This window comes from Paenibacillus sp. GCM10027630 (assembly GCF_042676305.1).
In the GTDB taxonomy this organism is placed as follows: Bacteria; Bacillota; Bacilli; order Paenibacillales; family NBRC-103111; genus Paenibacillus_S.
Genome location: NZ_JBHTGY010000001.1, coordinates 127904 through 154862, shown reverse-complemented (window position 1 = coordinate 154862; position 26959 = coordinate 127904). Strand labels below are relative to the sequence as shown.

Genomic DNA, 26959 nt, shown 5'->3' with positions numbered 1-26959 from the left:
ATCCTGAATAGATGGTTGTAAAAGAGCCCTCAATTCCACTTTAATAGTTGAAGGCGTTTTTGCGTATTCTTGTGTATTCTTAGTGATGAATAAGATGAGGTCGCTTTCCAGCGCGTACTCATCGCGGGTGTCGGGTTCGTGGCTCATGGTTCGGTTACGGCATTACATGGCAGTCTTGCGCACTTCGTGCAATTATCAGGAAAATGTCAAGTTAGTTACTCCGGAAATAGCGTTCCAAGTCTTATAGCTGGAATTCCTCATGCTAATTCTGCGTATTTTGGCTGATATCCACCATATCCCCTCTATTAGAGTTAGTTTTTCCAGTTAGATTGATTTCAGGCGATATCCACGCTGGATTAGCGTTACAATTTCCATCTTTTTTCTTTCCTTCCGCAGCGGCCCCGACAAATCATGGTCTCCTCTAGATTGAAAGCAGCCTTTGAACATCGCTTCTCGCCCCATCACTTAAGTAACATCCAAAAAGCGGCCGGACTCATTTTTCGATTTTCGAACCTCCACTCTGATGGGAATTTCCCTACAAAAAAGACGATTCCATTCCCGCTTACATGGTGGTTTTGGAGGCGTCTTTGTACATAGTTTGGTACTGATTCATTCACTGATACCCTTTTGGGACAGCCTCTTATTGGTATTTGCTTATTTCCCGGGTAATCGAATGAGATGACATCATATTCGTTCTTAAAGGGCGCGATCCGCTATACAACATCATGTAACGACAGGATGCACTCAATGAAAGTAATCCTTAGTATGAATTAGCTTATACTGTCTCACCAGGCATAACTGTATGCGAGGGATTCTGCTGAGCGGTTAGCACTTCCTTCTTCATGAACCAGCATATAATAAATACGGCAATGGCAAAGAGTGTTCCTATCATAAACATTTGCTGGAAAGCTCCGGCGAATACAGTTTTGATCTGAAGCAGCAAGTCTGCCGGTATCCCTTCCGGTATCCCCCCATTCATGATGGAGTCCGATGTTCCTGCTGGGAACTGATCGGATAATTGGTCGATACCGTTATGAATGTTGCGGGAGAGCAGACTGCCGAAGATGCTGAATCCAAGAGTGGCACCAAGCGATTGGAACAGCTGTACGGTGGCAACACCAACCCCTGTATGCTCCTTATCCACCGTTTCCTGTACGATCAGGTTGTCGCTGCCGAATAATACGCCAATACCCAATCCCAATATGAAAAATGCAATGATTACATATAGTACGGTTGTGCTCACGTCGATTCTGGACAGTACCAGATATCCGGCAACGGGCAGGATAAATGAAGAAACAAACAGATGCTTGTAAGGAATCTTAGTGATCAGTAATCCGCATAATATGCTCGCAGGGATCGCTCCTGCCATGAAGGCTAACATCAGATAGCCGGAAGCAGTAGGAGTCATGCCCATCACGTTCTGAGCGAAGAAGGGAAACCCGGACATGCCTCCCATAACTCCAAGCATCGTTATGAAGACAATAAGCGATAGAACTACAACCGAGCGGTTCCGAAACAATTGAAGTGGAATAATCGGATCCACAGCCTTCGATTCGATGCGGATGAACAGGGCGATCAATACGCCTGATAATGCCAGCAAGGCGATTATGACAGGAGAAGACCATGTATAGCCTGCTACATCTATTAGCACCGGCGCGAATAGCAAAGCAAGCATAGAGAGGACGAGCGTGCAAGCTCCTGCCCAGTCTATCTGTTTCTTCTCTGAACTCACGGATTCACGCAGACCCTTGGCGACGAAAAAGGCTGCAACCAGCCCTACCGGGATGTTGATCAGAAATATCCAATGCCAGTTCATATGGCTGACGAAATAACCACCTACTGTCGGTCCTAGCAGCTGCGGTAAAATCAGCATCGGGCCGACCAAGCTCTGTACCTTCGCCCGTTGTTCGAGAGGGAACGAGTCTCCGATAATAATCATGGCGAGCGGCATAAGTCCTCCGGCTCCGATCCCTTGGATGCCTCTGCCTATAAGCAATGTTGTCATCGAGTTCGCTAGTCCGCATAGAATGGAGCCTGCTATGAAAAGCGCGACACAGAGCAGATAAATCCGTTTGCGACCATAGAGATCGGCCAGCTTGCCGAAGATTGGCATGAAGATTGTGATTGACAGCATATAAATTCCCGCTACCCAGCCGAAGAGCGCCAAACCGTGCAGATCGCGGATAATTGTAGGTAATGCTGTTGAGACAGCTGTTTGATCGAGTTCCGAGAAGACGAGGCCAAGCAGCAACCCGATCAAGATTAAGGTTTTGTTCGTCATGTCCTTTTTCATGTATAAACCTGCTTTCTATATAGGATTAGGCTTCACAATCAAGCGCATCATGAAATCGGCATCAGGCAGCTGGTAGCCTTCAATATCTATCTTTTGTATATTCATCAGGCCGACGAGAGATGTCAAATACCACATGGCAAGCTCTTTCGGATTGCCTTCAACGAATTCTCCAGAATGCTGACCCTTTGCGATTATGGCGGTCAACGTATTGATCATCGCCGCGGAGTCGTGCGTCTTAAGCAGCTCTGCAACTTCATGAGGCAGCTCATCAGCTAACATCACCTGCTGCATCAGAATGAAGTGATGGTTATCCTCCTGCAAAATCTCATTGGTTAAGGTCCGAACTTTTTCAATTGGCGATCCAGGCATATTCGTGATAAGAGCAAACGCTTCGTTAGAGCCCTCAATAGCCTCCTTAATAAGTTCAGTAAGGATTTCTTCCTTAGATTTGAAATAACGGTACGAGAGGCCGTCACTGATCTGTGCTTCTCTGGCTATCATGTTCATCTTGGTACCTATCAAGCCGCGTTGTGCAAATACTTTGAGTGCTGCCCGCTTGATCTGTTCTCTTCGTTCGTCCCGAAGGTGATCCTTGGAATCGGTCATCATGCTTGTAAAACTCCTCCTTCATGTAAATGAATGAATCATTCATTCAATTGGATAAAATGATCATATTCGTATTGGGGTTCTTTGTCAACTTTTTTGTAAAGAAATGCAAGAAAAAAACCAGCCTAACACTTTAATTAGTGTAGGACTGGTTTTGATTTAAGTTAATTGAACGAAAAAACAAATATGGTTACAAAATAATTGGTTTGAGCTTTAATCCGTGCAACGTCATTCCGAATAAGGCTAACTAACCGCTGTAAGAAGCTGCTCCAGCTTCGCTTCCGTCTCAGTGTCCGGCAATGGAGTGTACACACAGCAGCGCAGATCGGCACGAGCATAAACTTGAAAAGAAGTGAGTTCGAATCTCATGCTGCCGGCATTAGGGTGATTGATCTCACGCAATGTTTTGGGTACGGCCGGGAGCTCGCTTCTCTGCCACAGCTGTTTGAACATGGGGTTGATTTGACCGCAATGCTGGATAAACTCGTCATACCATGGATCGCCATGATACTGTCCTTGGTAGTTGCGGAATATCGTAAGAAAATCCTTCGCAAAATCCTCCCAATTCACAACCATTTCCCGAACTTCAGGCTTCATAAAGGAAAGCCACACAATATTTCTATCCTCTCGGCTGAAAGGACCTATGTCTCCCAAAATTATACTGGCAGCTTTATTCCACCCGATGATATCGCATCTCCGGTCAGCAATAAAGGCTGGACAGGGGCATAAGTAATCAAGAATACGCTGCAGCGTCGGATCAATGACCGGGGGAGATTCATTAAAAATAGAGGAGGTTTGCTTCAGAGCCATTGTAAATAAATAGCTGCGATCGGTGGTGCTTAATTGAAGTGCTGTAGCAATTCGATCCAATACAAGGGCGGATACCTGGATATTGCGACCTTGCTCCAACCATGTGTACCAAGTGGTGCTCACACCTGCAAGCTGAGCGACTTCTTCACGTCGAAGTCCAGGCGTTCGTCTGCGACCTCCTCCGGTAAAGCCGGCGGTGTCAGGGTTTAGCTTGGTGCGTGCTGTTTTTAAAAATTGGCCTAGCGTATGTAGTCGATCCACGTCAATTAACGTCAAGTTATGTCACTCCATTTTTAGTCGTAAGGATGATTATAAAAGATCCTGTTACAAAACACAACTGTAATAGTATAAGAATAATTTTATAATAGTTTAAGTAGGTGAAGATCTATTATAAATTTTTCGCATTAGGCTTAAATATGTATTCAAGATCTCCTTTATGGGTAAAAAGATGGTGTATCCAAACTTCAGGTAAAGGAGAGATTGACAATGATAAAATCCATTCAAGCTTACTTTCGGACAGAGAATGAAGCAGAGGATGTTAGAATCTTACTGCAAAAGTATGATACAGAAATGCTGGAAATCGGAGTGATTCAAGAAGATGGCATGTCTGGCAACAGCGAGCTGGTTGTGCCGCTTGGCGCGGGTATCGCACCTTCAGGAACGGGCGGTTCTGGAGCTATAGTTTATGCGGAGAGCAGTGAGGAGTATGCTCCTTTACTAGGAGTTTCACTAGATGGTGAGGATGATGAGCTTGAGCGTTTTCATTATGTTTTAGCGGTGCAGGTTAATGAAAAAGATTATGATGAGGTTGTGAGCTTAATCCAAAACAACCAAGGGTATATATCAACAACAGACTCGAAATAGTAATTATTTGACTAATTGAATGTAATGGATGGAATAAGCTAACGGCCAGTTTGAACGGAACGGAGATTTCCGCTATTCCATCTGCAGCCTCCAATATAAGACGATAGCGGAAAGCGGAATTCCGTTATGTTGGGCGAATAGGCGAGTTTTGTACAAAAATAGAGAGATAACGGAATCAGTTGTTCCGTTGTCTCTCTATTTTTTGAGCTTTTCAGGTGACAGAGGAATAATACTTCCGCTATTTCATTGACGTTCTTTGGATGAAGCATGGCTATTAACTAACTATTGGATATAAGATATGCTATCGCATGCCGTTGAAGCTTAAATGTACCAGAAAAAGTGCCAGGGTATTCATGGCTATGAATAGACTGCTGGAAGCCTACAAATTAAGGAACGGCCTAAATGCTGCACATCCCTCTAGCGCAAAAGCATTAATCGTACACAAAGTGCGTCGATGTGCAACATCTTTATTATTTTTTTAATTGAAGCTTGACATTCCCATGCAGATGTATTAAATTAACAAATGAAATTGATAATCATTATCAATATAATGAGAATCATTATCGGATATATTCTTAATATCTGCCTTGTTTGTAAATGGAGTTTTAACACAACATTATAATCATTCATTAAGAGGAGCGGAAAAGATGGCAAATGTAATAGTAGTTTTTGCAAGTATGACGGGAAATACAGAAGAAATGGCAGAAGCTATTGCAGATGGAATTCGTGAAGCTGGTCATGAAATAACTTTGAAGTCTTCGATGGACGCAAGTGCATCTGAGCTGACAGAATATGATGGCGTTGTATTAGGTGCGTACACTTGGGGAGACGGTGACTTGCCCGATGAGTTCCTTGATTTATATGAAGAGATGGATGATATAGATCTGACTAATAAAAAATCGGCCGCTTTCGGTTCATGCGATTCCTCCTATTCGGAATATGGTGCAGCGGTTGATACTCTGGTTACTAAGCTAAAGGAATTGGGAGCTGAAGTTGTTCTCGAAGGTTTGAAAATTGAGTTGACTCCTTCTAATGAAGAGAAAGAGCAGTGTAAAGAATTCGGCCGGCAGTTTGCAGCCGCTCTTTAATGAATTGTAATTAACCATCCTATAACTGAAGAGAAAAATGATTCAATAAATAGATGTAATCAAAAAGGCTATGCAATCTGCTGGTAAGGCGGACTGCGTAGTTTTTTTATTATATTTAGAAAGTTTAAGTTCGAACCGGAGGTTCGCCTTTCTAATATGGCAAGAAAAGCCACCGCTAAGGCACGTTTGTATCTTCCTCGAAAGGGCTTCGATCAGAAGCTTTTCTTATTATATTAGAGTACGAGTTTGAACCGGAGGTTCTTGTATAGCGATAGTTTAATAGGGGGATATTATAATGTTAATTTTAGGAAGCAAAGCAAATTATACTACAAAAAAAAACGAAGAATACGGACTGAAAACAAAAATAAAAATACATATACAAAAATAAACAGACATATGATATGATGAATCTATCATAAAACAATATTAACCAAAACTATTCGGGAGGAAATCAAACAATGCCATCCAATTTATGGGACAACAGCAAAGCTTCACAACTTACAGGGGGGCTTGACGAGCTAGTTTATCGTTCTAATCTGTTAGGAACAGACCGTTCGGTTGCGAACTGGGGCGGGGGCAATACTTCAACGAAAACAACAATAACTGATTTCCGCGGCAGATCTATCGAGGTTATGTATGTTAAAGGCAGCGGTTCTGACTTGGCTACAATGAAAGCAGGCAATTTCACAGGTTTGAATTTGGAGGATATTCGTCCTTTATTTGAGAGAGAAACAATGAGTGATGAAGAAATGGTAGCTTATTTGGGCCATTGCATGGTTGATAGCAAGCATCCTCGTGCTTCCATCGAAACATTATTGCATGCATTTCTTCCATTCAAGCATGTTGACCATACACATCCAGATGCAATAATAAGCTTATGTTGTGCTGATAACGGTAAAGAGCTGGCCAAAGAAATTTATGGAGACCGTTTCGTATGGGTTCCTTACATCCGCCCAGGATTCAGCTTGTCTAGAATGATTGCACAAGGCGTTCTTGCTAACCCGAAAGCGGAGCTAGTGCTGATGGAGAAGCATGGTCTTGTTACATGGGGCGATACGTCTGAAGCTAGTTACTTAAAAACGCTAGCGGTTATTCAAGAGGCTGAAGACTTTATCGAAGCTAAAGTGAAAGAGGAAGCGTTGTTCGGCGGAGCGAAGTATCAAGCATTGTCAGCTGAAGAAAGACAACAAATTGCTGTTCAGATTATGCCAGTCATTCGTGGCGCCGTAAGCAATGAGAAAAAGATGATTTTGACATACGATGACGCAGCAGATGTGTTGCAATTCGTTAACAGTAAGGATGCAGCGAGTTTATCTCAAGTAGGAGCGGCTTGCCCGGATCATCTCGTTCATACAAAGATGAAGCCTTTGTTCGTGGAGTGGGACCCCGCTTCAGGAGATGTGGCAGCATTGACAGCAGCGGTTAAAAGCGGTGTTGAAGCTTACAAAGCGGAATACCAAGCTTATTTCCAACGCAATTGCAATGATGGCGACCAAATCTTCGAATCAGCTCCGCGCGTCATTCTTATTCCTGGCGTAGGGATGATCAACACAGGCAAAAGCTGGTCTATGTCCAAAGTTAGCGGAGCATTATATCATCGTGCAATTTCCGTTATGCGTGGGGCTACGGCATTGGGGCAATTCGTTTCACTTAGCGAAAATGAGTCGTACAATGTGGAATACTGGCCACTAGAGCTGTATAAGCTGTCATTAGCGCCTGCCGAAGCTGAGTTCTCACGCAAGGTTGCTTTCATTACAGGAGGCGCTGGTGGTATCGGAAGCGCAACTTGCCGTCAATTTTTGAAGGATGGCGCTCATGTAGTAATCGCGGACCTGAATATCGAAGGCGCCGAGAAGCTGGCTCAGGAGTTGAATGCCCAGTACGGTGAGGCAAGAGTTACAGCTGTGAAGATTGACGTGACGGATGAAGAGCAAGTGGCTGCTGCATTCCGCCAATCCATATTGGCATACGGTGGCGTAGACATCGTGGTTAACAATGCAGGTTTGGCAACCTCAAGTCCTTTTGACCAAACCTCGTTAAAAGAGTGGAACCTAAACATGAACGTTCTTGCAACTGGTTATTTCCTGATTGCTAGAGAGGCCTTCCGTCTTATGAAGCAGCAGTCGATTGGCGGTAATATGGTGTTTGTAGGCTCCAAAAACTCGATTTATGCAGGGAAGAATGCATCGGCGTACAGCACTGCAAAAGCCGCTGAGGTACATTTGGCCCGCTGCATCGCTGCAGAAGGTGGGGAGTTCGGAATTCGTGTTAACTCCGTACTGCCGGATGCGATTCTGCAAGGCTCGGCAATTTGGAATTCAGGCTGGCGTAATGAGAGAGCTGCTGCTTACAATATCGAGCCGGATCAGCTTGAAGAGTACTATCGTAAAAGAACAACTTTGCTTGTGAACATCTATCCTCAAGACATTGCTGATGCAATCGCATTCTTCGCTTCATCCAAGGCGGAGAAAACAACGGGATGCATGATGACCGTGGATGGCGGCGTTCCTGCAGCATTTACAAGATAACAGTAAGAAACGGAGCAAGGTACTACTAGAAGGTGGCGTATCCCATTGCTTGAATGCTGTGGGATGCGCAATCTTTTGCATAAGGAAACTATATATTAGGAGGCTAATGAACAATGACAGTAGAAGGCTCTCATGCAAAAGGCCGTACGGCTTGGTACATTCCTGACGCCTATATTCCTCCACATAGCAGCGGAGAGTTGGAAAGCCATGAATCCATCTGTGTGTTGAATTGTTTAACGGAGGATGCGGATATTCGGGTTACGATCTATTTTGAAGACAGAGAGCCTATTGAAGATATTATGGCGACTGTTCCCGGACGACGCACTCGGCATATCCGCACAAGTTCGCTATCCAAAAATGGGGAAACTATTCCAGTTGGAGTGCCTTATGCCATCAGCCTGGAAAGCTCTGTTCCAATTATTGTTCAATACAGCCGCTTGGATGCGACACAACCAGCAAATGCTTTAATGACGGCTATAGGCTACTTCGGTTAGTGGAATCCGCTTAGGACATGTTTTAATACTTTACTTACTTCATTTTTTTGGAAGATGAATACAGGAACAGACCATTAGGAGGAGCTTAGCCATGACATTACAGGACCGCGCTTATGCGATTTTTGAAGAGCAGCAAAAAAATAGAGGGATCGACCTTGAGCAAGTGAAACAGAAGCTGAAAACCATTGAAGTGGAAACGCCTTCTTGGGGATACGGTGATTCAGGAACTCGTTTTAAAGTATTCAAAGCGGTTGGAGTGCCCCGTGATCCGTTCGAAAAGTTCGAAGACGCGGCACAAGTTCATAAATACACAGGAATTTGTCCTTCTGTAGCTATTCATATTCCATGGGATAAGGTTGATGATTACGACAAATTAAAGAAACATGCGGATTCGCTTGGCGTGAGAATTGGAGCTGTTAACCCGAACTTGTTCCAAGAGGATGAATATATTTTCGGCAGCGTCACTAACTCTAATGCAGCTATCCGCCGTAAAGCAACGGATCACTTGCTGGAATGCGTACAGATCGGCAAAACTGTTGGCTCAGATGCGTTTAGCTTATGGTTTGCAGATGGTACAAACTATCCGGGTCAAGCCGATATTCGTAAACGCAAAGCATGGATGCATGAAGCACTGTCAGAAATGTATCAAGCCATGAATCCGAATATGCGGATGCTGATTGAATACAAATTTTTCGAGCCTGCGTTCTATCATACCGATCTTGCTGATTGGGGAATGGCTTTCAATATGGCTAACAAGCTTGGGCCTCAAGCTCAAGTATTGGTCGATACGGGTCACCATGCCCAAGGTACCAATGTTGAGCATATTGTAGCGTACTTGCTGGATGAACAGAAGCTGGGTGGCTTCCACTTTAACAGCCGTAAATATGCCGATGATGATCTGATTGTTGGTTCAGTTAATCCTTATGAATTATTCCTTATTTTCTATCAAATTCTTGAAGCAGCGGCAGATCCGAACGCGGGAATTCGTCATACAGCTGAACAAATTGCTTATATGATCGACCAAAGCCACGCTATTGAGCCCAAAATTCCAGCGATGCTTCGTTCAGTGTTAAACGTCCAAACTCAATACGCGAAAGCGCTGCTTGTGAATTTGGATGAAGTACGCGAAGCACAGGAACGTCAGGATGTTCTGGCTGCTGAGAATGCGGTTCGTTCCGCTTATGAAATTGACGTGACTCCACTGTTGGTATCGCTGCGTGAAGAGCAAGGAGTGCCTGCTGATCCGATGAAGGCATATCTGCAAAGCGGATATGCAGAGAGCATCCTGGCTCGCGGCAAAGGCGGAGCCAGTTGGTAAGCCGCAGCAGCAACGATGCGGCGACAGTGCTCGCGTTCGATCTGGGCGCGAGCAGCGGGCGTGCAGTTATTGGGAAGCTGGAGCCTCTGAGAGACGGTGAAGACAGCGCGGGTGCACCCCGCCGTCTTACCGTTGAGGAGATCCATCGCTTCCCGAACGATCCAGTGCAGGTGGGCAAACACCTGCACTGGGATATTTTGCGCCTGCTTCACGAAATTAAGCAGGGTATTGTGAAGGCCGGGCATGCGGGGCATCATGCCGTAGAAAGCTTGGCAATCGACTCGTGGGCGGTCGATTTCGGCTTGCTCGATGCCTCGGGCCAGCTGCTCGGCAATCCGTATCATTACCGCGATCATCATACCGAAGGCATGATGGAAGAGGTCGAAACGCTGATCAGCCGTGAGGAACTATTTGACTCTACAGGCATCCAGTTTCTGCCGTTCAATACTTTTTATCAGCTGTATGCCTTAAAGAAAAATGAATCACTGCAGCTTCAGCAAGCCGATAAGCTGCTGATGATTCCTGATCTGCTGCGGTACTTTTTGACCGGCATTATGCTGAGCGAAGGCACCAACGCCTCCACGACGCAGCTGTTGAATGCTCGCACCGGCAAGTGGGACTCCTTGCTGCTGGAGCAGCTAAGGCTGCCGGCATCGATTCTGCTGCCTCCGGTTGCGGCTGGCACCAGCGCAGGCTCGCTATCCGCTGAGGTATGCGCTGAGCTGGGCGTACCGGCAATACCGGTAATCGCCGTGGGCGAGCATGACACGGCGTCAGCTGTCGCCGCTGTTCCTGCGACCGAGGAGCATTTTGCCTATCTGAGCTGCGGCACCTGGTCGCTGCTCGGTACCGAGGTGAAGGAGCCTGTGTTGACGAAGCAGGCATTGGATTGGAATTTCACTAATGAAGGCGGAGTTAACGGTACGTTCCGCTTGCTTCGTAATATTATGGGGCTGTGGCTGGTTCAGGAATGTAAGCGTGCATGGGATAAGGCAGGTCTCGGATTAAGCTTTCCTCAGCTTGTTGAGCTGGCAGAGCAGGCTAAACCTTTCGCAGCGTTCATAGATCCTGACGATGCAGCATTTCTGAACCCGGTGCATATGCCAGAACAGATCCAAGCCTATTGCAGCCGTACAGGTCAAAATGTGCCACAAACACCAGGAGAGATTATCCGTATAGTGCTGGAAAGCTTATCTCTGCAATATCGCGTTGTGCTGGAGCGCACGGAGAGCTTGGTGGGCAAGGAGCGCTTTAATGGGCTGCATATGGTGGGTGGTGGGATTAATAACCGACTTTTATGCCAATTTACAGCAAATGCAATCGGGCGTCCGGTTTGGGCGGGGCCAGTCGAAGGTAGTGCAATAGGCAATCTTGTTGTACAATATATGGCACTAGGACATATTTCCGGTATTCAGGAAGCAAGGGACATTATTCGTCATTCATTTCCTGTAGACACGTACCAACCGGAGCAAAATGAGGATTGGGAGCAAGCTTTCCTTACCTTCCAAAAGGTCATTGGTTCTTGAAGCGGTTGCTCAGGAAAAAGTCTGTAATTTGATACAAATGAGGGATTGTAATGCTGGTAGCGCAAAGATGGCAAAAAATCATACAGCTTGTTAACGAACGGGGCAGCATCCGGGTAACTGAGCTTAGTGTAATATGCGAAGTGACGGAGGAAACGATCCGGCGTGATTTGGATAAGCTGGAAAGCGAAGGCAAGCTGCTGCGAAGCCATGGCGGAGCCATCAGCATGAAATCGGCTCAAGCGGAAACACCTTACATGGAACGGGAAACAACGAATGCGGATGAGAAGCGGCGTATTGCCCAAGAAGCGGTCATGCAAGTTTACGAGAATGACCGCATTATTCTGGATGCCAGTTCTTCGGCTTGGTACATGGCGCAGCTGCTTCCGGATATGCCGCTAACCGTTCTGACCAATTCGATCAAAGTCGCTATGGAATTAAGCGGGAAAGAGAAGATTAAGGTCATTTCCACCGGCGGGCTGTTGTCTTCCCGCTCGCTTTCTTATGTGGGACCGTTAGCTGAACGTTCGCTCAGCACCTATCATGTCGATAAAGCGTTTCTATCCTGCAAAGGACTGCATGTGCAGCGCGGCTTAAGTGAGTTCAACGAGCTGCAAGCATTAGTCAAACAGAAAATGATCAGTATCGCTGATGAAGTCTATATACTGGCTGATTACAGTAAATTTGGACAGCAATCTTTGGCGCATGTCGCTTCATGGGATGAAATACGGCATCTCATTACGGATGAGAAAACCGATCCGGACATTGTAGCCCAGCTTAAGGAGCAGTCAGTTATAGTGCATCAGATAGAAGTTGGATAAATGGTTTTCATAAAGTAGAGGGAATATGATTGGAAAAAATCCGCTTGTGAGAAGCGGATTTTTTAGTTTGCACTAAAAACTGAGATACAACCAACCTCCTGTGGCTAACCCCTTTAGGCCAATTGATTTTTCATATTCTCCGCCTTCGTTCCCTTACCCTCCCAATTGACTAGAAAAATACCGGCGCATATGAATGCTCCGCCTACTCCAACATACCATTCCACCGTCTCGCCAAGCAGCAGCCAGCTTGTAAAGACACCGAATAGCGGTACCAAAAATAGAAAGGCACTCGTTTTCGCGGGATCTCCACTGCGCAGCAAGTTGAACCAGACCGTGAATTGAACAATTGAACACATAATTACAAGCAATAATAATACGGTTACCGAAGTGCCGGTGAAGATAAAGTATGGATGCTCTGTAAAGGCACTTATGATGAGCAAGGCGACTCCCCCAACAAACATCTGATAAGAAGCAAGCACGGATAAATCAAACGCAGGTCCCCATCGCTTAATAAGCAAAGTGGCAGAAGCGAAGCAGACGGCGCCTGCGAAGCTTATGAGCGTGCCCGGCTGGATGTTCATATGAAGGCCGAAGGTGAAGACAACGCCGATAAAACCTACTGCCACGCCGAGCCATTGGCGTCTGCGGTAAGAAGCACCGGTAAGCAGTGTTCCAAGCACGATGACAATCAACGGGTTCGTACAGGTGATAATGGAGGATTCGCCCGATGTTATCCACTGCATGCTGTAGTATGCGCAGCCCATCACCCCGGCGGATTGAAGCAAGCCGACTACAGCAGCTTGCAGCCATTGCTTCCAGCTGCGGGGCTGGGGTTTCTTGGCTACTATGATCGCGAGCAAACCGCCTGCAAGTATGAAGCGAATACCCATCAGAAAAAAAGGAGGGGCATAAGACATACCGATTTTTCCGACTGGAAATGCAATGCCCATTAAAAAGGTTGTCAGTATTATAAGACTGATATATTTGAATTTACTCATGATGAAGACCTCCGCCGATTCGTGATGATTTGATTGTAATGGAGGTTTGAAATTAAGTATAATGATTGTTAGAGATATTGATTATCATAAATTGTGATATCTAATTTTTGCCGAATTAATTCATATATGGAGCGAACAGAATAAGGAGGGTTATAACTATGGAGAGCGCTGATCTGAGAGTATTTCAAATGGTTGCTCGCGAGGGCTCTATAACAAAGGCTGCTTTGCGATTGGGCTATGTCCAATCCAATGTGACTGCTAGGATTCAACAGCTGGAATCGGAACTGGGCTCCGTGCTTTTTTTTCGCCACAATAGGGGAATGACATTATCATCTAGCGGCAAAATGCTGCTCGCATACACGGATAAAATAGTCGGCTTGCTGGACGAGGCGACCCAAGCCCTTTCCTCAAGCAGCGATCCGAGCGGCCCGCTCATGATCGGGTCAACGCAGACAGCTGCAGCGGTCCGCTTGCCTATGCTGCTTGCCTCGTATTATAAGCAGCACCCGAATGTACTATTATCGTTAACGACAGGGCATTCGCAATTTTTAATGGAGAAAGTACTCCACTACGAGCTGGACGGGGCATTCATCGGATGCCAATGCGATCACCCAGAGCTCCAGTCCGTTCCCGTATTCGATGAAGAGCTTATAATAGCGTCCGCCTCATCGGTAGATGATCTGAAGGAGGCTCTTACTAGACCGATCCTCGTGTTCAGCACAGGCTGTTCTTATCGGGATGTTCTGGAGCGGTGGCTGGAGTTCAGCGGGTTGAGACAGCCGCTTATTATGGAGTTCGGTACACTTGAAGCCATTATCGGTGGCGTAGCAGCAGGACTCGGTATTTCTCTACTTCCCAAGTCTGTCATTCGCAAACATGAGGAGGAAGGCATTATCCGCATGCATGCGATTCCCGATTCGATCAGTCACATAAAAACTGAGTTCATTACTCGAAAGGGCTCATTTGTCAGCAGTGCTTTGAATGCTTTCATCGAAGCATTACCCAATGCTAAATTAGATGCCATTTCCGGTGCAAGTAATTTAGTTAATTAAAACTTATATAGCTTTTCTTATTTAGCTTTTTTAATTTTTTTTTGCTGCGGGTGTTTATAACTGGAACAATTTGCATATTCAATTCGTTCTAACTTATGAGGTGATGCATTTTGGTGAACGAGCTGTTGTTAGGGGTAATTTTTTTATGTATGCCTCTATTTGGTTTTTCTGATGTACAGCACCCTAATACGGGAAAAACCCCGATAGAGAAGTCGAAATTAGAATTGAAGATAGTAGAAAAGCAAGCTGATGATAACAAACAGCTGCATCCAATAAAAGTAGAAAAAGGAGTGAGCCTCGATCCAATAATCGAAAAAGATATCATGAATAAGAAAGCTGAACTATCAACACCGATAGCGGGGCTTTTTAAAACATCATTGGAGTCATTCGAAGAAAATGGAAAAGTAAAACTTGATTTCTCCATTCAAAACGTATCAGGGAAGGACTTGGAGATTTCGCACAGCTCCGGGCAACAATATGATATTTTTGTTTACGATGAGCATAATGCAGAGGTTTACAGGTGGTCGAATAATAAAGCATTTACCGAGGCGCTCATAGTAAGAGGCTTGAAAATAGATGAGCAGCTTGCATTTAACGAAGAATGGAACCTGCTGGATAATCATGGAAGTCAGGTTCCGCCTGGAACCTACAAAGTTCAAGTTAAACTAATGATCCATTTGAAATCGGGCGTTATCACTCCAGAAGAATTAATGAGTACATCGACTATTGAAATTAAGAAGTAAGACGAAGTAGTCTAATCAAGAGGGAATAATCATATATATTCAAAGTTTCCATTCCCCTTATTGAAAAGTTCTGTTAGTGTTGAGATCAAGGCTTGAATTTGGAAGGAGGGATTACGTTATGTTAGCACTAATAAGAATGGATCATCGTAGCTCTAATTTTAGTCTGTTCAGCAAACATAACTATAATGTGACCTCCCGCTTCCGTAATTGGATGTGTTGACGTTTCTCAATTGATGAAAGCGTCAGCCTTACATAGATGGAAACCACAGCGCAGGTCATGATTCATTCGTGGCGTGCGCTTTATACGTTCCGTAACAGGAAAAAGCACACAGCTGTAGCGCCGTGTGTTTTTTTGTTCATAGAGAGAGGAGAGAAAAGGATTATGCTTTCAGTGCTTGGGAAGTTAGGTTGGTTTTTCAAATTAGAATGGAAAAGGTATGCTATTGCGATCCCACTGCTCGTTATTGCGGGGTTGATAGAGGTTATACCGCCGAAGATCGTTGGGGACATGATCGACTACATTCAGCAAGGCGCACTTGATTGGGAGCTGGTTACGAACACGCTTCTTCTATTAGGTGGGCTTGCCGTAATTATTTATTTTATCACTTATATTTGGATGTATCGTCTGTTTGGCGGAGCGTTCGTAGTGGAGCGGCTGTTAAGATCGCGTTTGATGCGGCATCTTCTCCGAATGACTCCAACGTTCTATGAAAAGAACCGAACAGGCGACTTGATGGCGCGTGCCACTAACGATTTAAAGGATGTCTCGTTGACGGCCGGATTCGGTATATTAACTCTTGTCGACTCTACAGTATGGATCATGACCTTAATAGGTGTTATGGGATTTCTCATATCCTGGAAGCTGACATTGGCGGCAGTACTGCCATTGCCCATTCTGGCTATAACGATGCAAATATACGGAGGGTGGATTCATAAGCGGTTTAAAGCCGCTCAAGACGCTTTTGGCGTCATGAATGACGGAGTGCTTGAGACGATATCCGGAACCCGTGTTATTCGCGCATTCGTTCAAGAGCGTGAAGCAGAACGTAATTTTGGAGATGTGACTTCTGATGTATTAGGAAAGAACATTGCAATAGCGCGAATTGATGCGCTCTTTGATCCTACGGTCAAGATTATTGTCGGCTTAAGCTATCTTATGGGTTTAGTATACGGCGCCTATCTTGTGTTCCACAATGAGTTGACGGTTGGAGGACTCGTTACTTTTAATGTTTATCTCGGGATGCTGATTTGGCCGATGTTCGCGATTGGCGAGCTCATTAACATTATGCAGCGAGGTAATGCATCGCTCGATCGGGTAAACGAAACTCTATCTTATAAAGCTGATGTGGAAGAGGCGGTTGATGCCATTCGGATGGCAGAACCCGGTTCGATTGAATTCAATCAAGTTACCTTCCAGTATCCATCGTCGGAAGTTAAAAATTTAAGTGATTTGAAGATTAACTTGCTTCGAGGTCAGACTTTGGGCATTGTTGGACGAACGGGCAGTGGAAAAACGACGCTTATTAGGCAGCTGCTTCGCGAGTATCCGAAAGGAGAAGGGCAGTTATCCATCTCAGATCAGCCGCTTCAGGATATTGCGTTTGATGATTTGAAAGGCTGGATCGGCTATGTGCCACAAAATCCGTTCCTGTTCTCCCGTACCGTTCGGGAAAATATATTATTTTCCAAAGCTGACGGAGACCAGGATCAATTGGAGGATGCTATTGAATGCTCTGCATTCCGTAAAGATCTTGAGTTTTTGCCGCAGGGCTTGGAAACGCTTGTAGGCGAGAAGGGAGTTGCCCTCTCAGGCGGCCAGAAGCAGAGGGTATCAATTGCCCGCGCGCTGCTAGGCAATCCGCAAATCTTGATTCTTGACGATGCTTTATCAGCGGTGGATGCCAAAACTGAGGCAGAAATCATCTCGAATATTCGGCGGTCCCGTGCTGGTAAAACAACGTTGATCGTCTCACATCGTTTGTCGGCAGTGCGGCATGCTGAGCATATTGTCGTGATGGATGAAGGGCGTATCGTTGAGGAAGGAATCCATGAGGAATTGCTGGCTCAAGGCGGTTGGTACCGGGAACAATGGGAGCGGCAGCAGGCAGAAGCAACGTTAGAAGGCGCATAATCCAGTTTAGAAGCAGGCAAGGAAGCTTGCTGTTGTATAGCTCGGACAGCTTGGAGTAGAAAGGTGGAGGAAACATTAATGAGTGGTGAATTGGATTTGGAAATAGACCGTGAAGCGGTAAGGCGAGCGCGTCCGGGATTACGCTTATGGCAATATGCATTAATTTATAAAAAGACTATCCTGCTGGCATTGCTGATGCTTGCCATTGCAATCGGGACTGAGCTTACCGGCCCTTTTATAGCCAAACGTATTATTGACGTTCATATCGCTGGAATTGAGAAACCTTGGTATGAAGTAAATGCTGGTGCTGTGGACAGTGTTGCTTACAATGGAGCTTATTGGAAGCGGGGAGACTGGATACAGGCGAACGAGCAGGTTAAGGAAGCGCGTGTCCTTCAAGTTGGGCGGGATTTCGTCTTTGTGCCCGGAGGCATTAAAGAGGACGGGGAGCGTTCAATAAATTGGAAGGCTGACGGAGCCTCAGAGTTGTTGATAACCAAGAATAATACGGTATCGAAATATAATGCACAGCAGCTTACGAAAGAGCAATTGTTTGCATTTTATGAACCTGAAATTGGGTCTGTTATTCGTTTGGCATTGATATCATTGGCACTAATCGCTGTATCGGCATTGTTTAGCTATGGACAGCGGTATTGGCTTCAGGCTTCCGCCAATCGAATTATTCAAAGGATGAGGGATGATGTGTTCGCACATATAAATCGTCTTCCGATACGATATTTTGATAATTTGCCGGCCGGCAAAGTTGTATCACGGATCACGAACGATACCGAAGCGATCAAGGAGCTGTACGTGACAGTACTTGCGAATTTTTTCTCGGGAACATTGTATATCTTTGCGATTCTCGGCGCTATGTTTCTGCTTGACATACGTTTAGCACTTATTTGTATGCTTATCATTCCCGTACTAGTGGTATGGATCATCATATACCGGAAATTCGCAGCTAATTACAATCGGGTCATCCGCTCAACTTTATCGGAAATGAACGGGATGATTAATGAATCTATTCAGGGTATGCCGATTATTCAGTCGTTTCGCAGAGAGAAGAAGCAGGAGAAGGAGTTCGAGGCATTCAATAAGCGGTATTTCGATTACCGGAACAAAATGTTGAATTTGAATTCCTTGACTTCGCATAACTTGGTAGGCGTTTTGCGCAATGTCGCATTTATCGCATTGATCTGGTATTTTTCTGGCATATCGCTCGGCTCCGTAGTTGGAGGAGTTTCCCTTGGAGTGCTCTATGCGTTCGTTGATTTCTTAAACCGCATGTTTCAGCCGATCGTTAATATCGTCAACCAGCTTCCGAACATGGAGCAGGCCTTTGTCAGCGCTGAACGTGTATTCGTTCTAATGGACGAAGAGGGAGAAGATGTTTCAGATGAAAAAATGGCTCGTTACAAAGGGAATGTTGTGTTTGACAACGTCGCTTTCTCTTATAAAGACGGTGAGCCTGTATTGAAAGGAATATCGTTCGAAGCGCGGCAAGGCCAGACTGTGGCACTTGTAGGACACACAGGTTCAGGCAAGAGCTCGATTCTTAACCTGATCTTCCGGTTCTATGATGTAGACTCGGGAAGCATCACGATTGACGGCAGGGAGATTCGAGGAATACCTCGCCAAACACTGCGCAGCCATATGGGCATCGTATTGCAGGACCCTTTCCTCTTTACCGGGACAATTGCTTCTAATGTGTCGCTCAACAACCCTGCAATTACGAGGGATCGTATTGAGAAAGCATTGCGGGATGTAGGCGCGGACCGTTCCCTGTCCCATTTACCTAAGGGTATTGATGAGCCTGTGATTGAGAAGGGTAGCACGCTTTCCGCAGGACAGCGCCAGCTGATTTCATTCGCTCGGGCGCTTGCCTTCGACCCTGCGATTCTTATCCTCGATGAAGCGACTTCGAACATCGATACCGAGACAGAAGCGGTCATTCAAGATGCGCTCGATATTGTAAAAAAAGGCCGCACAACCTTCGTGATCGCACATCGATTATCGACAATAAAGAGTGCAGATCTAATTCTTGTGCTTGACCGCGGGGAAATTGTAGAACGAGGAACCCATGATGAGTTAATGGCGGTAGGCGGCAAGTATTATCAAATGTATGAATTGCAGCAAGGGAAAAAAGAAGCGGGACAATCCCGCACATCAGGTTCAAGCGCAAGCGTGGGAACACCGGCTGCCGTACTGTAAAATTGTCAGAAGCAGCTGCTTGAAGACAATGATAGTGAAATAAAGAAAGCTGAATCAGCTGCCGCGATGCGCCTGATTTAGCTTTTTTTGTATATGAAGGAGTTTGTGGACTTGATGAGAGCTTATGATTAAAACATTTTTTTATCTCTGCAGGCAAGGCTTAGGAGTGAGAAAGCATATTTTGGGTAATAATGGAATGTTACCAAGATCATAACAAGACAGAATGGAGTGTAGGGTAATGGAAAAAACATTCTTAATGCTTAAGCCTGACGCGGTGCAGCGAAAAATGATAGGGAAATTGGTTCAGCGATTTGAAGATAAAGGCTTTGAGCTGATTGGAGCCAAGCTGATGAGAATGACAATGGCGCAGGCCGAAGCACATTATGCGGAGCATACAGACAAGCCCTTTTATGGCGAGCTGCTTGAGTTTATAACATCCGGTCCTGTATTTGCCATGGTATGGCAGGGAAAAGGGGTTGTTGCTATGTCCCGCTTTATGATCGGAAAGACCAATCCGCTTGAAGCTTCGACTGGAACCATTCGAGGTGATTTTGCAACAGATAAGGGCAATAATATTATTCACGGTTCGGACTCACCAGAGAGCGCGGAGCGGGAAATAGCGAATGCATTTCAGCCGGAGGAGCTGCTAATATTTGATCCGACGGAGATTAAGCTCGAAGCGTTGCATGTAAATGAATATGGGGCCATACAGAACAATCATCCTCGGTTTTGAGGGTGATTGTTTTATTGTGTTAAGAAATTTCTACAGAGCACATCATGGTGAACAGATTTGATGTTTTTAGCAAAATTGGTTACATTGAATAGAAGTAAAAGAATAAAGGAGAGATGAGTGAAATGAGAGATCCGCGACTCAAGATTATGGCTAATAATTTGATTCGTTATTCCGTAAATTTGCAGCCTGGTGAAAATATACTGCTTGAGATGATTGGACTGCCCGATCAGGAGCTGACTAAATGCTTGATTGAAGAGGTGTATGCGGCAGGTGGACATCCATTTGTTGAACTGCGCAACCCTGCTGTAACGCGCAGCTTGATGCTTAACGGAACTAAGGAGCAGTACCAGACTCTTATGGGGCTGGAGCTTCAACGTATGAAGCAAATGCAGGCATACATAGCAGTACGCAGCGGAGACAACATTACCGAAACCTCCGATGTGCCAGAGGAACAAATGAAGCTCTACGTGAAGGAATATCAGCGTCCGGTCGTCGATCAGCGTGTCAATCACACCAAATGGTGTGTTATGCGTTATCCAAACCCTTCGATGGCTCAATTAGCCAATACGAGCACCGAAGCATTTGAGGACTTTTATTTCCAAGTATGCAACCTTGATTATAGCAAAATGGCCAAAGCCATGGAGTCGCTTGTCTCCTTAATGGACCGGACGGACAAAGTTCGCCTGGTTTCCCCAGGAACAGATCTGACTTTCTCGATCAAAGGCATTCCGTCTATTCCATGTGCAGGTGCACATAATATTCCTGATGGAGAGGTGTTCACGGCACCAGTTAAAAATTCCGTAAATGGAGTGATTACCTACAATACACCAACCATATATACGGGAACCTCGTTTGAAAATGTGATGCTGAAATTTGAGAATGGTAAAATCATCGAAGCAACAAGCAATAATACGAAGAAAATCAATGAGATATTGGATACAGATGAGGGCTCTCGCTACATTGGCGAATTTGCTATTGGTGTAAATCCGTACATCAAGCAGCCGATGAAGGATATTTTGTTTGATGAAAAAATCGATGGCAGCATCCACTTTACTCCTGGTAATGCGTATGAGGATGCGGATAACAGCAACCGTTCCTCTGTGCATTGGGATATGGTTCTTATTCAACGGCCAGAATTCGGTGGCGGCGAAATTTACTTCGATGACGTTCTGATCCGTAAGGATGGAAGGTTTGTAATTCCTGAGCTGGAGCAATTAAATCCGGAGCAATTAGTGTAAGTTGGATTGAAGTGAAAAAGGGGCCTGGAGCAGCATGAAATTGCTGGCTCGAGGCCCTTTTTGGTTAAGTAATAGTATAGGATAATAGATCTGGGTATTACGTTTTATTCAATTTTCGATATTGTAGAGGAGACATTCCGCATAAGGTTTTGAAAATACGCCCGAAGTGCGTGCTGCTCTCAAAGCCGACCTTTTCCGTAATGTCGGTTACTGAGCTGCGAGTTGTTTTCAGAAGCACCTGGGCTTCCTGCACACGCACCTGATTGACATATTCAACAACGGTAAAGCCCGTAACCTCCTTATAGATGCGGCACAAATAAAAGGGACTGATATGAAAATGCTCTGCAAGTGATTTTAACGACAGCGGCTCCCGGTAGTTCTCATTGATGAAGACAACCATATCGGACACTTTTCGGTGCAAAGTGGTTGGATGCTCGGAGGTTTTGCTTTTGCGGTCAGTCTGGCGAATATGCCGGTTAATCAGGAGCATCAGTTCTCCAAGCAGCAGTTTTATATATCCCTCTGCATCCGGCTCGCCCTGCTTTTGCTCCCGCAGCATTTTGTCCATGATCGACTCTATAATAATTAATTCACGGGCATCGGGATGGAGCACTGGACCTTCCTCGAATATTTGCAGTAAATCCGGGGCAATTTCATTGTTTATCCGCGTAACGAACGCAGTCTTGAAATTGATCAATACCCGTTCATGATTAGGGGAATAAGATTCGGTTGTTTTATGCAGAACATTAGGCTGAATAAGCACCAGATCCCCCCTTTTTACATGATAGGAGCGGTCTTTAATGAAATAAAACCGTTCTCCCGCACGCATATAATAAATTTCATAGGAGTCATGCGAATGATTCTGAGTCATATTATAAGGACCTGTACGAATGGAATGATCCAGATGGAAAAGTCCATGATCTGAGGAAAATGCAAGTTTCATCTTGGATGAATGGCTGTCTTTCATGAAATGTTCCTCCAATGATTATGCAGATATTGACTGCAAGAAATGTTGAAAAAAAGATTTTTTAAGCAATTATAGTGCTGTTTTATTATAATTATTGCGCTATAATCACAATAACATAGACAAGGGAGGAAGAATAGATGTCAGCTCGTAAAAGATATGCACTCGTTGGTACAGGTGGCCGTGCCAGTTTTTTTTACTCCGCCATTGCCAAGGATTTTAAAGAAACTTCTGAACTCGTCGCGTTTTGCGATGTAAACCAGACTCGTATGGATTTTGCCAATAAAAAAGTGGGAGAACATGGTGTTGGACCTCTTCCTACCTACAAATCCGAAGAATTCGACCGCATGATTGAAGAGTCGAAGCCGGATTTCGTAATTGTCACAACCGTTGACCGTACTCACCATACTTATATTATTCGTGCAATGGAGCTTGGCTGCGATGTCATTACGGAAAAACCGATGACTGTAGACGAAGTGAAATGCCAGGAAATATTGGATGCTGTAAAAAGAACAGGCCGCCAGCTGCGCGTAACATTTAACTACCGTTATTCACCGCATAACACGAAAATCCGCGAGCTTATCGCTGATGGAGTTATCGGAGATGTGAACTCCGTTCATTTTGAATGGCTGTTAAATACGAAGCATGGCGCGGATTACTTCCGTCGTTGGCATCGCGACAAACGCAACAGCGGCGGTCTGCTGGTTCATAAATCGACTCACCATTTCGATCTGGTGAACTTCTGGTTAGGCACTCAGCCTGCTACTGTGTATGCTCTTGGCGACTTGATGTTCTATGGCCGCGAGAATGCCGAGAAACGTGGAGAAACGAAGTTTTATTCCCGTGCTCATGGCAGCGAATATGCTAAGAACGATCCATTTGCTCTGCACTTGGAGGATAACGGTAATCTGAAAGCTATGTATTTGGATGCAGAAAAAGAAGACGGTTATTATCGCGACCAAAGCGTATTCGGCGATGGCATCAATATTGAAGATACGATGGGCGTTATGGTTAAATACCGCAGCAATGCGTTTCTAACTTACAATCTGTATGCTTATGCACCTTGGGAAGGCTTCCGTGTTTGTTTTAACGGAACTAAAGGCCGCATTGAGATGAACGTAGTTGAGCAATCCTATGTCAACTCCGGTGGCGAACAAGGTCTGGAAGGTGCGGTAACAGGGAAGAAAATTCTTGTGCATCCTTTGTTTGATAAGCCATACGAAGTAACGGTAGAAGAAGGCAAGGGAGGCCATGGCGGCGGAGATCCGGTATTGCTCAATGATTTATTCGGTGAGCCAGCTCCAGATCGATTCAATCGCGCAGCGTCTCATGTAGATGGTGCAATGTCCATACTTACAGGTATTGCAGGAAACCGTTCACTTCGTACAGGTCAAGCTGTGCAGGTTGCGGATCTCGTGAAATTTTAGAGAAAAGCTTAAATAAGTTCATAGAGGAGGCCGTACAACACTTTCATGTGCTGTACGGCCTTGTTTTGATATAATAACAGAAAGTATACGATGAACGTATTGCAGGTTCTAAGAAAAGAGGAATACAACATGAAACGGATATTGGAAACGGTCCTCATCACCTTTGCGGGTGGGATGCTCTTTACCCTTTTGCATGTGCCGCTGAGCTGGATGCTTGGACCCTTGGCGGCGGTTCTGGTATGGACTGTTTGTACACGACGAAGTTTGGTTTGGCCGATTAGGCTGCGCAATGGGGGCTTACTGCTGCTTGGCTACAGCCTGGGGCTCTCCTTTACATTGAACAGTGCCAAGCAAATCTCCTCCCAGCTGCCATCCATGTTTATAGCTACGCTGTTAACGATAGCATTCAGCTTGGGTATAGCCTTTATTACGGCCCGCCAAACGGGAGTGAGTCCGGCTAGCAGTGCCATCGGCAGTATACCGGGAGGATTATCTCAGATGATAGTGCTGAGCGAAGAAATCGAAGGGGCAGATAAAGCGGTCGTAGCTTTTATGCAAACCATACGCTTGCTTATGGTAGTATTTGTGATCCCCTTTGTCGCTGTCCATGGACTTGCTGATGGGCTTGGTGTTGGAGGTGCAGGGGTAGGGAGCATTGCGAATGGAGGCAATGAGAACACACTTATAGGTTCCCTGCTGAGCTGGGGCATGGCATTGCACTCCCGGCCCATATTCTCATTCCTGATTTTTATGGGCGTGGCCGCTGCCTGTTGGGTAGCGGTGAAGCTGCGTTTCCCCACAGCCTATTTCCTGGGGCCTATTTTGGCTGCTGCTACTTTTACAGTCGCAGGCTTGGAGCCGCCGCATCTACCTTCTTTATTTGTACTGTTGGCTCAGTGGAGCTTAGGCATATACATGGGACTGGGAATTAAACTGAGCAGCCTTAGCAAATGGAGGCGACTGCTGCCGTATACCGTATTAGGTAATGTTGCTGTAATCGGATTCTCCATAGGACTATCCTATGCATTCAGTCTGGTCCTTCCTATGTCGTTGTTGACAGCATTTCTAGGCATGTCCCCAGGCGGGATGACGGAAATGGGGGTTACTGCTGCTCTTGTCGGAGCTGACGTTTCGTTAGTCGTTGCTTATCAAATGTTCCGCATTTTATTTATTTTGTTTATTGTTCCATATGCTCTTCGATGGGGGTTCCGATATTTCCGCAAAAATGTTGATGTTCATTCTAGCGGGAAGGTTTGAACAACTAAGAGATGTAAGTCGGTTAGCCTGAACGTTGTCAAGTTGCCGGTGTGGGAGTTGCTTGAAACGGTTCTAAAGTAAAATTAATGTGGGACGAAGGATAAGAGGAAGGCGAGGAGGAAAGCGAGGGTTAAAGGCGAGACAAAAGTCGGAAGTAAAGTCCAAGTCAAAGCTGAGAGCAAAGCGAAAACAGCGACCTAAGTCGAGAGCAATGAGAAAAACCAAAGTCAAAACCAAAGTCAAAACCAAAGTCAAAACCAAAGTCAAAACCAAAGTCAAAAACCAATGCAAGCTCCTATCCACTGTTTGACATATTAACTGGAATTTCTGGAGCTAATATTCCGCTTTTCTGCCTCAAAAGGAGTTTAGCTGGAAATTATCCATCTATTTTAATACGTATGTGGGGGAATTGCCCAAAAGGGTGATATTAACGGGAGTTTTCTCCGTTAAATTTGATATTTAGGTAATGTGGGCTATATTAGCGGGAGTTTTTCCAGTTAGAGTTGATCTAAAAGGAGAGGATCGCTGATTGATTAATAATTGAACCTTTTTTCGCCAATCTTACGTATTGGAAGGGGAAAGGAGAGGATTAAGGATAAATGGAAAATAAAGAACAGCTGTTGCGGGAGCTTCAAACTATTATTCGATGGGAAAAAGAACAAAAAGATTTGTGGTTCTGGGAGAAACTCGGACGGCTCCCCTTCGTCTTGTTGGATAAATGGACACCAAAATTAATTCAGGACAAAATAGAGCTAGCTTTGAATGAAATAGGTCGATTTATCCAAACCGGTGGAGATTACCTTGTGTCTGAAAAGACAATTCAGGACAAGCTTCAAAGGGAATATCGCCAAGCGGAACGTTGGACCGAAGAGATACAAGAATCCAAAGGACTTGAAAAGGTTAAAGGATACGAAGAGATCAAAGGACCCGAACAGATCAAAGGATACGAAGAGGTCAAGGGACTCGAGAAGATCAACGGACCCGAAGAGATCAAGGAACTCAAGGAGTTTCCTCTTGGCGTGATGGATCGAGTAGCGGACCAGCTAGGGGAAAGCCGAACAAATATGGCAACTGTTCAAGGAGCGGCGACCGGATTTGGCGGGCTGTTCACTATAGTAGCGGACATACCCGCCATGTTGGGGCTATCACTGAAGGTATTGCAGGAATTAGCTATTTGCTACGGCTTCAATCCAAAGGACGCAAGAGAGCGTACCTTTATTATAAAATGCCTGCAGTTCTCTTCTTCCGACATTGTAGGCAAAAAAGCAATTCTTGAAGAACTAGCCGAATATGATAGCGAAGATATCTCTGTCCAGGTTATGAGCCAACTTCAAGGCTGGCGCGAGGTTGTCTCCGCTTACCGGGACAGCTTCGGCATGAAGAAATTATTTCAGCTCGTGCCCATAGCTGGAACTCTATTCGGCGCTTACTCCAACCGAGAGTCGCTTCAGCAGGTGGCGGAGACTGGAAAAATGCTTTACCGCAAGCGAAGGATTATGGAGCGGCTGCGGCAATTGGAAGAAAAAGTTGTTTAATATCCGCGACTTGCGGCAATTGGAAGAAGCAGCTGTTTAATATCCGCGACTTGTGGCAATTGGAAGAAGCAGCTGTTTTAGAATACGCGACTTGTGGCAATTAGAAGAAGCAGCTGTTTAAAATACGCGAACTTGTTTGGAAGAAGCAATTGTTTAATGTATGCGACTTGTGGCAAATTGGAAGAGAAGCAGCTGTTTTAGAATACGCGACTTGTGGCAATTAGAAGAAGCAGCTGTTTAAAATACGCGAACTTGTTTGGAAGAAGCAATTGTTTAATGTATGCGACTTGTGGCAAATTGGAAGAGAAGCAGCTGTTTTAGAATA

Annotated in this window: 21 protein-coding genes; 16 read left to right on the top strand and 5 right to left on the bottom strand. The window is 45.2% G+C overall.

The features are described 5' to 3' along the window. Window positions 1-775 precede the first annotated feature (775 nt). The 3 genes from ACFQ0C_RS00800 to ACFQ0C_RS00790 form a co-directional block, all read right to left on the bottom strand. On the bottom strand, window positions 776-2293 hold the full coding sequence (locus ACFQ0C_RS00800; protein ID WP_379363020.1) for an MDR family MFS transporter: 1518 nt from the start codon (window positions 2291-2293) through the stop codon (window positions 776-778). Window positions 2294-2308: 15 nt separating this feature from the next. Then, window positions 2309-2902 (bottom strand): TetR/AcrR family transcriptional regulator, encoded by a 594-nt coding sequence (locus ACFQ0C_RS00795; RefSeq protein WP_379363018.1) that lies wholly within the window; start codon window positions 2900-2902, stop codon window positions 2309-2311. A gap of 240 nt (window positions 2903-3142) precedes the next feature. After that, window positions 3143-3985: a helix-turn-helix transcriptional regulator gene (locus ACFQ0C_RS00790; RefSeq protein ID WP_379363016.1), complete on the bottom strand. Its 843-nt coding sequence runs from the start codon at window positions 3983-3985 to the stop codon at window positions 3143-3145. Window positions 3986-4195: 210 nt separating this feature from the next. Here ACFQ0C_RS00790 and ACFQ0C_RS00785 point away from each other — a divergent pair, with 210 nt between their 5' ends. From ACFQ0C_RS00785 to ACFQ0C_RS00755, 7 genes are all read left to right on the top strand, one after another. Further along, window positions 4196-4573 (top strand): hypothetical protein, encoded by a 378-nt coding sequence (locus ACFQ0C_RS00785; RefSeq protein ID WP_379363014.1) that lies wholly within the window; start codon window positions 4196-4198, stop codon window positions 4571-4573. 647 nt (window positions 4574-5220) lie between these two features. Then, window positions 5221-5661, top strand: coding sequence for a flavodoxin (locus ACFQ0C_RS00780; RefSeq protein ID WP_379363012.1), 441 nt, complete (start codon window positions 5221-5223; stop codon window positions 5659-5661). A 458-nt stretch (window positions 5662-6119) separates the two neighbouring features. After that, the gene (locus ACFQ0C_RS00775) at window positions 6120-8189 is read left to right on the top strand and encodes a bifunctional aldolase/short-chain dehydrogenase (protein ID WP_379363010.1); all 2070 of its coding nucleotides are present in this window, start codon (window positions 6120-6122) and stop codon (window positions 8187-8189) included. A 113-nt stretch (window positions 8190-8302) separates the two neighbouring features. Beyond that, complete coding sequence (locus ACFQ0C_RS00770) at window positions 8303-8683, top strand: sensory rhodopsin transducer (protein ID WP_379363008.1); 381 nt, start codon at window positions 8303-8305, stop codon at window positions 8681-8683. A 91-nt stretch (window positions 8684-8774) separates the two neighbouring features. Further along, complete coding sequence (gene rhaI / locus ACFQ0C_RS00765; RefSeq protein ID WP_379363006.1) at window positions 8775-10001, top strand: L-rhamnose isomerase; 1227 nt, start codon at window positions 8775-8777, stop codon at window positions 9999-10001. After that, on the top strand, window positions 9995-11527 hold the full coding sequence (locus ACFQ0C_RS00760) for a rhamnulokinase (protein WP_379363004.1): 1533 nt from the start codon (window positions 9995-9997) through the stop codon (window positions 11525-11527). Before rhaI ends, ACFQ0C_RS00760 begins: the two co-directional genes overlap by 7 nt. A 50-nt stretch (window positions 11528-11577) precedes the next feature. After that, complete coding sequence (locus ACFQ0C_RS00755; RefSeq protein WP_258215604.1) at window positions 11578-12345, top strand: DeoR/GlpR family DNA-binding transcription regulator; 768 nt, start codon at window positions 11578-11580, stop codon at window positions 12343-12345. Between the two features lie 113 nt (window positions 12346-12458). Here ACFQ0C_RS00755 and ACFQ0C_RS00750 read toward each other — a convergent pair whose 3' ends face one another. Then, window positions 12459-13343, bottom strand: coding sequence for a DMT family transporter (locus tag ACFQ0C_RS00750; protein ID WP_379363001.1), 885 nt, complete (start codon window positions 13341-13343; stop codon window positions 12459-12461). Window positions 13344-13501: 158 nt separating this feature from the next. Between ACFQ0C_RS00750 and ACFQ0C_RS00745 the strand changes: the two genes are divergently transcribed. The 6 genes from ACFQ0C_RS00745 to ACFQ0C_RS00720 all read left to right on the top strand — a co-directional run bounded on the left by ACFQ0C_RS00745 (window position 13502) and on the right by ACFQ0C_RS00720 (window position 21451). Next, complete coding sequence (locus ACFQ0C_RS00745) at window positions 13502-14395, top strand: LysR family transcriptional regulator (RefSeq protein ID WP_379362999.1); 894 nt, start codon at window positions 13502-13504, stop codon at window positions 14393-14395. A gap of 113 nt (window positions 14396-14508) precedes the next feature. Further along, window positions 14509-15138, top strand: coding sequence for a BsuPI-related putative proteinase inhibitor (locus ACFQ0C_RS00740; protein WP_379362997.1), 630 nt, complete (start codon window positions 14509-14511; stop codon window positions 15136-15138). Between the two features lie 382 nt (window positions 15139-15520). Further along, window positions 15521-17269 (top strand): ABC transporter ATP-binding protein, encoded by a 1749-nt coding sequence (locus tag ACFQ0C_RS00735; RefSeq protein WP_379362995.1) that lies wholly within the window; start codon window positions 15521-15523, stop codon window positions 17267-17269. 78 nt (window positions 17270-17347) lie between these two features. Next, window positions 17348-19480 (top strand): ABC transporter ATP-binding protein, encoded by a 2133-nt coding sequence (locus ACFQ0C_RS00730; RefSeq protein ID WP_379362993.1) that lies wholly within the window; start codon window positions 17348-17350, stop codon window positions 19478-19480. A 238-nt stretch (window positions 19481-19718) separates the two neighbouring features. Beyond that, window positions 19719-20213 carry a nucleoside-diphosphate kinase gene (ndk, locus tag ACFQ0C_RS00725; RefSeq protein ID WP_379362991.1) on the top strand — a complete coding sequence of 165 codons (495 nt, stop codon included), beginning with the start codon at window positions 19719-19721 and terminating at the stop codon, window positions 20211-20213. Window positions 20214-20335: 122 nt separating this feature from the next. Further along, window positions 20336-21451: an aminopeptidase gene (locus tag ACFQ0C_RS00720; RefSeq protein WP_379362989.1), complete on the top strand. Its 1116-nt coding sequence runs from the start codon at window positions 20336-20338 to the stop codon at window positions 21449-21451. 97 nt (window positions 21452-21548) lie between these two features. Here ACFQ0C_RS00720 and ACFQ0C_RS00715 read toward each other — a convergent pair whose 3' ends face one another. After that, complete coding sequence (locus tag ACFQ0C_RS00715) at window positions 21549-22418, bottom strand: AraC family transcriptional regulator (RefSeq protein WP_379362987.1); 870 nt, start codon at window positions 22416-22418, stop codon at window positions 21549-21551. A 137-nt stretch (window positions 22419-22555) separates the two neighbouring features. Between ACFQ0C_RS00715 and ACFQ0C_RS00710 the strand changes: the two genes are divergently transcribed. From ACFQ0C_RS00710 to ACFQ0C_RS00700, 3 genes are all read left to right on the top strand, one after another. After that, on the top strand, window positions 22556-23842 hold the full coding sequence (locus ACFQ0C_RS00710; RefSeq protein WP_379362985.1) for a Gfo/Idh/MocA family oxidoreductase: 1287 nt from the start codon (window positions 22556-22558) through the stop codon (window positions 23840-23842). A gap of 129 nt (window positions 23843-23971) precedes the next feature. Then, window positions 23972-25099 carry an AbrB family transcriptional regulator gene (locus tag ACFQ0C_RS00705; protein ID WP_379362983.1) on the top strand — a complete coding sequence of 376 codons (1128 nt, stop codon included), beginning with the start codon at window positions 23972-23974 and terminating at the stop codon, window positions 25097-25099. Between the two features lie 599 nt (window positions 25100-25698). Continuing rightward, window positions 25699-26634 carry an EcsC family protein gene (locus ACFQ0C_RS00700; protein ID WP_379362981.1) on the top strand — a complete coding sequence of 312 codons (936 nt, stop codon included), beginning with the start codon at window positions 25699-25701 and terminating at the stop codon, window positions 26632-26634. Window positions 26635-26959: the final 325 nt, after the last annotated feature.

Coding starts and splice junctions, on each gene's coding strand:
- ACFQ0C_RS00800 (WP_379363020.1), bottom strand. CDS start 2,293: ATGAAAAAGGACATGACGAACAAAACCTTAATCTTGATCGGGTTGCTG.
- ACFQ0C_RS00795 (WP_379363018.1), bottom strand. CDS start 2,902: ATGATGACCGATTCCAAGGATCACCTTCGGGACGAACGAAGAGAACAG.
- ACFQ0C_RS00785 (WP_379363014.1), top strand. CDS start 4,196: ATGATAAAATCCATTCAAGCTTACTTTCGGACAGAGAATGAAGCAGAG.
- ACFQ0C_RS00780 (WP_379363012.1), top strand. CDS start 5,221: ATGGCAAATGTAATAGTAGTTTTTGCAAGTATGACGGGAAATACAGAA.
- ACFQ0C_RS00775 (WP_379363010.1), top strand. CDS start 6,120: ATGCCATCCAATTTATGGGACAACAGCAAAGCTTCACAACTTACAGGG.
- ACFQ0C_RS00770 (WP_379363008.1), top strand. CDS start 8,303: ATGACAGTAGAAGGCTCTCATGCAAAAGGCCGTACGGCTTGGTACATT.
- rhaI (WP_379363006.1), top strand. CDS start 8,775: ATGACATTACAGGACCGCGCTTATGCGATTTTTGAAGAGCAGCAAAAA.
- ACFQ0C_RS00755 (WP_258215604.1), top strand. CDS start 11,578: ATGCTGGTAGCGCAAAGATGGCAAAAAATCATACAGCTTGTTAACGAA.
- ACFQ0C_RS00750 (WP_379363001.1), bottom strand. CDS start 13,343: ATGAGTAAATTCAAATATATCAGTCTTATAATACTGACAACCTTTTTA.
- ACFQ0C_RS00745 (WP_379362999.1), top strand. CDS start 13,502: ATGGAGAGCGCTGATCTGAGAGTATTTCAAATGGTTGCTCGCGAGGGC.
- ACFQ0C_RS00735 (WP_379362995.1), top strand. CDS start 15,521: ATGCTTTCAGTGCTTGGGAAGTTAGGTTGGTTTTTCAAATTAGAATGG.
- ACFQ0C_RS00730 (WP_379362993.1), top strand. CDS start 17,348: ATGAGTGGTGAATTGGATTTGGAAATAGACCGTGAAGCGGTAAGGCGA.
- ndk (WP_379362991.1), top strand. CDS start 19,719: ATGGAAAAAACATTCTTAATGCTTAAGCCTGACGCGGTGCAGCGAAAA.
- ACFQ0C_RS00720 (WP_379362989.1), top strand. CDS start 20,336: ATGAGAGATCCGCGACTCAAGATTATGGCTAATAATTTGATTCGTTAT.
- ACFQ0C_RS00715 (WP_379362987.1), bottom strand. CDS start 22,418: ATGAAAGACAGCCATTCATCCAAGATGAAACTTGCATTTTCCTCAGAT.
- ACFQ0C_RS00710 (WP_379362985.1), top strand. CDS start 22,556: ATGTCAGCTCGTAAAAGATATGCACTCGTTGGTACAGGTGGCCGTGCC.
- ACFQ0C_RS00705 (WP_379362983.1), top strand. CDS start 23,972: ATGAAACGGATATTGGAAACGGTCCTCATCACCTTTGCGGGTGGGATG.
- ACFQ0C_RS00700 (WP_379362981.1), top strand. CDS start 25,699: ATGGAAAATAAAGAACAGCTGTTGCGGGAGCTTCAAACTATTATTCGA.